The sequence below is a fragment of the Colwellia sp. genome (genome assembly GCF_013215345.1).
Taxonomy (GTDB): Bacteria; Pseudomonadota; Gammaproteobacteria; order Enterobacterales; family Alteromonadaceae; genus Colwellia.
This window is the reverse complement of the sequence record NZ_JABSOV010000156.1, coordinates 1-7,475: the sequence shown is the minus strand read 5'-3', so window position 1 is coordinate 7,475 and position 7,475 is coordinate 1. Positions and strand designations below refer to the sequence as shown.

The window sequence follows — 7,475 nt, the reverse complement described above, 5'->3', positions numbered from 1 at the left end:
CAGCGATTCGATAACCGCACAGAATTTCTTTCATATAGAGTAACTATATGCAAAAAAATTCTATTTGTTCTCAAACCGCTGGCAAGCTCTGAGTGGGAACTAATTTAATGGACTTGGTATTATCAAACAGAACGTCAGATCACAAAAACGCTAAAGCAGGGGCGCTTTAACGTTTAAGTATTTTAATTGTGTTAGCGTATTAACTTATGCCTAAGCGTAGGCCTTAGTAAAGCTATCAATGCCAGCTTGCGCACAGCTTAAATCTTGCTCTGGCGAACCTGAACTAACGCCAATGCCACCGACTACGCTACCATTGAAGCTTAGGGGTAAACCACCACCAACGATACACATACGGCCACCTAAAGCGGTATGAATACCAAATAAATTATTTTTATGGCCTGGAATACAGGCTTTATTAAATTCATGGGTACCCTTACGTGCCGATGCCGCGGTAAACGCTTTATCTTGCGAGATGGTAATACTGTGTACTTTACCGCCATCCATACGTTCAAAGGCAATTAAATTACCTGATTCATCTACAACAGCTATACACATAGGTACGCCAAGTTCAGTGGCTTTTTTCACCGCGCCATCAATTATTGTTTTTGCTTCTGTTTGGTTTAGTCTACTTATTGTCAACATAGTTTCTACTCTTCTAATTTTAAAACTGGTACAGCGCAATGGAGGTAAACATATTGACGGTGAGTTATTACCTCGGCTGATGTAATCTGTTTAAAGATTACAAAATATCTTTTTATTAACTGACTTTTTTAACTGTCTGTTCGTTTTTAACAAAACCCAGCTCAATGGAAATGGACTTACCGGCTTTAACTAAATCTTTAATCCACTCATCTTTACGTCGTTCAATTGGCGCTGACACAGATAGTCCGGCGACAACTTCGCCATATCTGTCATATAAAAGTACGCCAATACAACCTACGCCCATTTCGGCTTCTTCGTTGTCGTAAGCAAAGCCTTGTTCGACACAGCGCATACATTCGCGCTCTAAGCTTTCAATCTGTGAAAATGTTTTACGGGTATAGGTTGGTAAGTTTGTCCGTTGCGCATAGCCACAAATACCTTCATGACCTTCCATGCCTAACATCATTTTGCCAACACCGGTGACATGCAATGGCGCGCGGCTACCTATAATCTGTTGAACATGCATCATTCTATTGGGCACAGCTTTTTCTACGTAAATAACGACATCACCTTCACGCGCAGTAAGGTTGATGGTTTCACCAAATTTATCACGCAGCTTTTCCATGTAGGGTAGTGCTACTTTACGAAAATCAACATTTTGGTATTGATAATTACTTAGCCTAATAAGGCGGCCACTTAACTGATATTTACCTGAATGGTCACGGTCAACAAAATGATTGTCGATAAGAGAATGTAATATACGAAAAGCAGTAGACGGCGCTAAGTTAGTATCTGCACTCAATGCTTTTAATGTTACTGGCATGGTATAGCGTGAAATCGCATCCAATAATGTGGCTGCTCTATCGATTACTTGAATGCGAGATTCTGGTTTAGGTTTGTTCATAATATTACCGCTTAGTTTACAGGCTTATTTCTAAGCTCAGTTTTATAATCTATCTAACATCTCTTTTCTTGACTCTTGTGTCAACTTTTGATTTAAATATAGAACTAAAAGCGACATAACCCCTAGTTAATTCTAGTTTGTCCATTCCAGATTGTGAAATATTAAATTTAGACTGGTTTTATTTTTGTATAAATCTAGTTAATTCAATTGTTTGTGCTTTTTTATTCCGTGGGATTTTATCGGTGTTTCACATTGTGGAATTTGTCTTGTTTGCCTGACTTGGCTATTTTTCATAAGGTGAAATCAAGGTGAATAAAACAAAATATTCTACAAGTTAACACTGGCATTGAGACTCATTATTGAGAAAGAGCCTCTAGTTAGCGGACTAAGTTGAGTAAACAGCCGACCTATATGACAGAAAATACCCGGCAAGCTGACGATAGAGACTACTTATACCGCGATTAATATCACGGTTTATACCAAATGAAAGATTAAGAGGAACATATGAGCAGTTCAACCAAACCGACTATGATCATTCCAAGCTACGAAGATGTACTCGTTGCCCATGAACGCATTCAACCTTACATCCACAAAACACCAGTACTCACGTCAACTCGTTTGAACGAGATGACCGGAGCTGAGTTATTCTTCAAGTGTGAAAACTTACAAAAAGCCGCGGCATTTAAAGTACGGGGTGCCTGTAATGCTGTCTTTGGTTTAACTGACGAAGAAGCAAAAATTGGTGTTGCCACTCACTCTTCAGGCAACCATGCTTTATCACTTTCATATGCAGCTGGCCGACGTGGTATTCCCGTTACCGTAGTAATGCCTCGTACAGCACCACAAGCGAAGAAAGATGCGGTAATTGGCTATGGTGGAAAAATCGTAGAATGTGAACCATCAACATCTTCTCGTGAAGCAGTATTTGCTGACGTTGTTGCCGAATCAGGTGCTGATTTTGTTCATCCATATAACGACCCTCGTGTTATTGCCGGTCAAGCAACTTGCTCTAAAGAATTGCTTGAGCAAGTTGACAATCTTGATGCCGTAATAGCCCCTATTGGTGGTGGCGGTATGATTTCAGGTACTTGTTTAACAATTTCGAGTATTGCCCCTGACGTTAAAATTTACGCCGCCGAGCCTTTAAATGCTGATGATGCTGCACGCTCTTTTAAAGCCGGTCACATTATTGCTGATGATGCGCCAGTAACTGTTGCCGATGGCCTTAAGGTGCCTTTAAAAGATCTTACTTGGCACTTTGTTAGCAACCACGTAACCGATATTTTTACCTGTACCGAAGAAGAAATTGTTGATGCGATGAAACTTGTTTGGAAAACAATGAAAATTGTTATCGAACCAAGCTCTGCGGTACCAGTAGCCTGTATTTTGAATAATCCTGAAGTGTTCAAAGGCAAGCGTGTTGGGGTAATTATCACGGGTGGTAATGTCGATTTAGACAAACTGCCGTGGATGAAGTAAATACAGCGATAGCTAAGAATAACAATTTGAAATTGGTTAAATTTCAAATTAAGAATACTCAAATTAAGCACAATTAATTTAATAAATTCGAACTTTTAATTTTGGAGAAAAATATGTCAAATGTAAGCGATTTAGAAGTAGGTTATGACGTTCCGGCACTTCCTGGTATGGATGAAGCTGATATTCAAACACCATGTTTAGTAGTTGATTTAGACGCATTAGAGCGCAACATTGTTAAAATGGGCAAAATTGCTAAAGAAATGGGTGTTCGTCACCGTGTACATGGCAAAATGCATAAGTCTGTAGACATTGCTTTATTACAAGAAAAACTTGGCGATAGCTGTGGTGTTTGTTGTCAAAAAGTTTCTGAAGCTGAAGTTTTTGCACGTGGTGGCATTAAAGATGTTTTAGTTTCTAACCAAGTTCGTGACCCTAAGAAAATTGAACGTTTAGCGAAAATGCCTAAACTTGGCGCTCGTGTAATCGTTTGTGTTGATGACATTGACAACGTTGCTGACCTTTCTGCTGCTGCAGTTAAAGAAGGTACTCAACTTGAGTGTCTAGTAGAAATTGATTGTGGAGCAGGCCGTTGTGGTGTTCAAGCTGGCCAGCCAGTGGTTGATATTGCTAAAGCAATTGACGCGGCACCTAACTTGAAATACGCGGGTATTCAAGCTTACCAAGGTGCTATGCAACACATGGAGCATTACACCGATCGTCAAGAAAAAACTAACATTGCCATCGAAATGGTTGCTCACACTATTGAGATGCTTAAAGCTGAAGGTCTTGAGTCTGATATCGTTGGTGGTGGTGGTACTGGTTCTTATTACTTCGAAGGTGCTTCAGGTGTTTTCAATGAATTACAGTGTGGTTCTTACGCATTTATGGATGCTGATTACCAAACTATTCGTGATGAGTCTGGTGAGAAAATCACTGACTTTGAAAACTCATTATTTATCTTAACTTCTGTAATGAGCCACACTAAAGCAGACAAAGCAATTTGTGATGCCGGTCTTAAAGCACAATCAGTAGATAGTGGTTTACCTTACATCTTTGGTCGTGACGATGTTGAATACATCAAGTGTTCAGATGAGCATGGTGTTATTGCTGATCCTAAAGGCGCATTAAAAATTAACGAGAAGTTAAAACTTGTACCAGGTCACTGTGATCCAACGTGTAACGTACATGATTACTATGTTGGTGTTCGTAACGGTAAAGTAGAAACGTTATGGCCTGTATCTGCACGTGGTAAAGCTTACTAAGCAATATTGTTAGTAAGTAACCACTACCCTCGGTGTTTAGTCGAGGACTTATACCAAGCGCACTATGTGAATAATAGATTAGTTCGCTTGGTATTATCATTTTTAGAGGATATAAATTATGAGTGATTCACAAAACACTTCACCCGTTAACAAGGGCATATCAGTTGTTTCTGAAGAAATCTGTCAAGAAGTTATTGGCCGTTCAGATGCATTTACTGCGGTAGAGAATGTATTTGCTGCTATGGCAAAAAACACTGCTTACAACTTCCCAGTAATTCGTGAAGACATTGGCCACGCTGGTGCACTTTACGGTTTTAAATCTGGTTTTGACCGTGACGGTATGGTTTTAGGTCTTAAGTCTGGCGGTTACTGGCCAGATAATATGGCACAAGGACTAACTAACCATCAGTCTACTGTTATTTTATTTGAACCTGATACTGGTAAGTTAAAATCACTTGTTGGTGGTAACTACTTAACAGCGGTACGTACTGCTGCTTCTTCTTCAGTTTCAATTGCTCATTTAGCGCGTAAAGACGCTAAAGTATTAGGTATGGTTGGTGCGGGTCATCAGTCTTCTTTCCAATTACGTGCTGCGGTTGAACAACGTGATTTTGAAAAAGTTGTCGCTTGGAACTTCCACCCTGAAATGCTTCCTAAGCTTGCTGCTGTAGCTGAAGAATTAGGGTTACCATTTGAGTCGGTAACTTGTGAAGAGTTATGTGCACAAGCAGATGTAATTATTACTATTACTTCTGCATTTGGCTCACTAATTAACAAAGACTGGATTAAGCCTGGTACTCACATCGCTTGTATGGGTACAGATACTAAAGGTAAACAGGAAGTTGATGTCGATATATTAGCACTTGCTACTGTTTTTACTGATGAAATTGCTCAGTCTATTACTATCGGTGAAGCACAACATGCTGTTGCTTCTGGCTTGATCAAAGAGTCTGACATCACGCCAATTGGTGATGTCATCAACGGTACTAAGCCAGGTCGTACTTCAGACGAACAAATTACTTTGTTTGATGGTACTGGTGTTGGTCTGCAAGATTTAGCGGTTGCTTCAGTAGCTGTTGAATTAGCAGAAGCTAAAGGTTTAGCTACTTATTTCCAACTATAACGTTGGTACTTTAACTACTTACTTTGAATTAAGGTTTTCCCAACCAGTTAGTTAAAAGTAAGCCTCTTGGTAGGCATCACTTACTAAGCACAGGCTCAATGGCTGTTTATTCATTTAAACAGCCATTTTTTTGTGCGATTAATTAACATTTACACGCTTTGTCGAGCTATTAAGAAATTAAGATCAACCACTATACATAAATAGTTACTATGTGCACCTTGCTGTGTGAGTTAGCGAAGGTATAGTGAGGTATTAGTCTGTAATCATCATTAATAAATTAGCTGGAGCAAGCCGTATCATGGTTATAATTAGAGAAGCACATTTAGGTGATTTGGCGAATATTGCCCAGTTACATGCGCAAAGTTGGCGTGATAATTATCATCCAGTTCTTTCTGCCGATTATCTTGATAAAAAGGTTTTTGCTGAAAGAGAGGCGGTCTGGACAGCGCGATTTAACAAACCACAGAGTAATCAATTAGTGCTCGTTGCTGAGTTAGCGGGTGTTTTCTGCGGCTTTATTTGTGTATTAGGTGCTACCCATCCTGAATATGGCACTATCATCGATAACCTTCATGTAAAAGCGAGTAGTAAGGGGCAGGGCACTGGTTCTCGTTTATTAGCGGCTGCGGCATCATGGTCAATGGCTAATTACAGTGGTCATGATCTGTATCTTGAAGTGTTAGAATGCAATAGCAGGGCGATAGGTTTCTATCAAGCGAAAGGGGCGAAAAATATTACCACAGCTTATTGGCATACTCCTTGTGATAACAAGGTCAAAGAGTTCATCTATAGCTGGGGAGATCCTGATAACTTGGCTAAAGCTTTAGCCAAGAACTTAGCTGAGACTTCTTCATGAAAGAAGCTATGAAAAAGTCGATGGCAGAAGTGAAGAATGAACTCAAAAGTGAGCTGAAAACCAAATGGTTATATTGGCATAACCTTAAAAGTAGAAAAGTAAAAGCGGCGGTAATCCTATTGGGCCTGACGATAATAGCGTTAAAAATATTTACTACCGTTTTAACTTTTGATTGGCTTAGTGGATTATTTAGCTAAGTATTAGAAAACCTTTAATCTTAAGGTGATGTTATCTTTACCTAATCAAAAATATATAAAGGAAATAGATATGAAGACGATGACTTGTAAGCAGTTAGGTGGTGCTTGCGATAAAGAATTTCATGGCAACACTTTTGAATAAATGGCCGAGCAGAGTAAGCAACATGCTATGGAAATGCATCAGCAGCCAGATAAAGCGCATTTAAAAGCTATGGCTGATATGAGCGAGTTAATGCAAGACCCAGCAGCCATGCAACAATGGTTTAACTTGAAGAAAAAGCAATTTGATAGTCTGCAGGACAAATAAAATAATGACAAGGAGTGCCGTACAAAGTGTTAGCTGAAAAATATAGTCTTAAATTAACCAGCCCTGCAGTTGCAGACTTTTTACAGTTACGCAGTAAAGTAGGTTGGGGTGAGCTTGATATCAATCTTGCTGAAAAAAGTCTAAATAATAGCTTATTTCACGTAACCATTTTTCTTAACCAACAGCTTATTGGCATGGGGCGTGTGGTTGGTGATGGCGCTATGTACTTTTACATACAAGACGTTATCGTTGAGCCAAGTCATCGAAAGTTAGGTATTGGCGCAGCATTAATGGATAAAATCGAAAGTTACTTAAATGACGCTACTAAGCAAGGTGCTACTGTTGGCTTATTGGCTGCACAGGGAAAAGAGGCCTTTTATACTCGCTATGGCTATATGCAAAGACCTAATAGTAGCTTGGGACATGGCATGTGTAAATTTGTCTAAAACTGTAGTAAAATTACCTTGTCGTGTATTAAGTAGTATTAGGTAGTTTGTTTAAATGAAAAATTCAGGATTTACCCTGATAGAGTTAGTGGTAGTTATTACCACTCTTGGTATCTTAGCTGCTGTAGCAGCACCCCGGTTTATCGATTTGTCGAGTGATGCAAAAGCCTCAGTGATACAAAACATTTCCGGTAATTTAAAAACCGCTATTAAGTTTACTGTACTTAAAGATCAAATAGCCGGCGGCAATAGTGATTCA

The 7,475-nt window shown here is 39.4% G+C and carries 10 protein-coding genes; 8 read left to right on the top strand and 2 right to left on the bottom strand.

Going from position 1 to position 7,475, the window contains the following annotated elements; genetic code table 11:
* Nucleotides 1-210 precede the first annotated feature (210 nt).
* A complete protein-coding gene (locus tag HRT50_RS16755) occupies nt 211-642 on the bottom strand; it encodes a heme-binding protein (protein WP_291616591.1) in 432 nt (143 codons plus the stop codon).
* Nucleotides 643-757: 115 nt separating this feature from the next.
* Nucleotides 758-1,546, bottom strand: a complete 789-nt coding sequence (locus tag HRT50_RS16750; RefSeq protein ID WP_291616589.1) for an IclR family transcriptional regulator — start codon at nt 1,544-1,546, stop codon at nt 758-760.
* Between the two features lie 504 nt (nt 1,547-2,050).
* On the opposite strand from HRT50_RS16750, the gene bhcB reads away from it, so the two are divergent.
* From bhcB to HRT50_RS16710, 8 genes are all read left to right on the top strand, one after another.
* Nucleotides 2,051-3,025, top strand: coding sequence for a beta-hydroxyaspartate dehydratase BhcB (gene bhcB, locus HRT50_RS16745; protein WP_291616587.1), 975 nt, complete (start codon nt 2,051-2,053; stop codon nt 3,023-3,025).
* 113 nt (nt 3,026-3,138) lie between these two features.
* Nucleotides 3,139-4,287 carry a 3-hydroxy-D-aspartate aldolase BhcC gene (gene bhcC, locus HRT50_RS16740; RefSeq protein WP_291616585.1) on the top strand — a complete coding sequence of 383 codons (1,149 nt, stop codon included), beginning with the start codon at nt 3,139-3,141 and terminating at the stop codon, nt 4,285-4,287.
* 118 nt (nt 4,288-4,405) lie between these two features.
* Entirely contained in the window at nt 4,406-5,410 is a 1,005-nt protein-coding gene (bhcD, locus tag HRT50_RS16735; protein WP_291616583.1) for an iminosuccinate reductase BhcD, read from the top strand.
* 298 nt (nt 5,411-5,708) lie between these two features.
* A complete protein-coding gene (locus tag HRT50_RS16730) occupies nt 5,709-6,266 on the top strand; it encodes a GNAT family N-acetyltransferase (protein ID WP_291616581.1) in 558 nt (185 codons plus the stop codon).
* Entirely contained in the window at nt 6,263-6,463 is a 201-nt protein-coding gene (locus HRT50_RS16725) for a hypothetical protein (RefSeq protein WP_291616579.1), read from the top strand. The genes HRT50_RS16730 and HRT50_RS16725 overlap by 4 nt, the downstream gene beginning before the upstream one ends.
* A 142-nt stretch (nt 6,464-6,605) precedes the next feature.
* On the top strand, nt 6,606-6,770 hold the full coding sequence (locus HRT50_RS16720; RefSeq protein ID WP_291616577.1) for a hypothetical protein: 165 nt from the start codon (nt 6,606-6,608) through the stop codon (nt 6,768-6,770).
* Nucleotides 6,771-6,796: 26 nt separating this feature from the next.
* Entirely contained in the window at nt 6,797-7,216 is a 420-nt protein-coding gene (locus HRT50_RS16715; RefSeq protein WP_291616575.1) for a GNAT family N-acetyltransferase, read from the top strand.
* A gap of 55 nt (nt 7,217-7,271) precedes the next feature.
* On the top strand, nt 7,272-7,475 hold a 204-nt coding region (locus tag HRT50_RS16710; RefSeq protein WP_291616573.1), incomplete at its 3' end, for a type II secretion system protein.

Excerpts from the sequence above, each read along its gene's own strand:
- bhcD (WP_291616583.1), top strand. The coding sequence starts at position 4,406 with ATGAGTGATTCACAAAACACTTCACCCGTTAACAAGGGCATATCAGTT.
- bhcB (WP_291616587.1), top strand. The coding sequence starts at position 2,051 with ATGAGCAGTTCAACCAAACCGACTATGATCATTCCAAGCTACGAAGAT.
- HRT50_RS16720 (WP_291616577.1), top strand. The coding sequence starts at position 6,606 with ATGGCCGAGCAGAGTAAGCAACATGCTATGGAAATGCATCAGCAGCCA.
- HRT50_RS16755 (WP_291616591.1), bottom strand. The coding sequence starts at position 642 with ATGTTGACAATAAGTAGACTAAACCAAACAGAAGCAAAAACAATAATT.
- HRT50_RS16750 (WP_291616589.1), bottom strand. The coding sequence starts at position 1,546 with ATGAACAAACCTAAACCAGAATCTCGCATTCAAGTAATCGATAGAGCA.
- bhcC (WP_291616585.1), top strand. The coding sequence starts at position 3,139 with ATGTCAAATGTAAGCGATTTAGAAGTAGGTTATGACGTTCCGGCACTT.
- HRT50_RS16730 (WP_291616581.1), top strand. The coding sequence starts at position 5,709 with ATGGTTATAATTAGAGAAGCACATTTAGGTGATTTGGCGAATATTGCC.
- HRT50_RS16725 (WP_291616579.1), top strand. The coding sequence starts at position 6,263 with ATGAAAGAAGCTATGAAAAAGTCGATGGCAGAAGTGAAGAATGAACTC.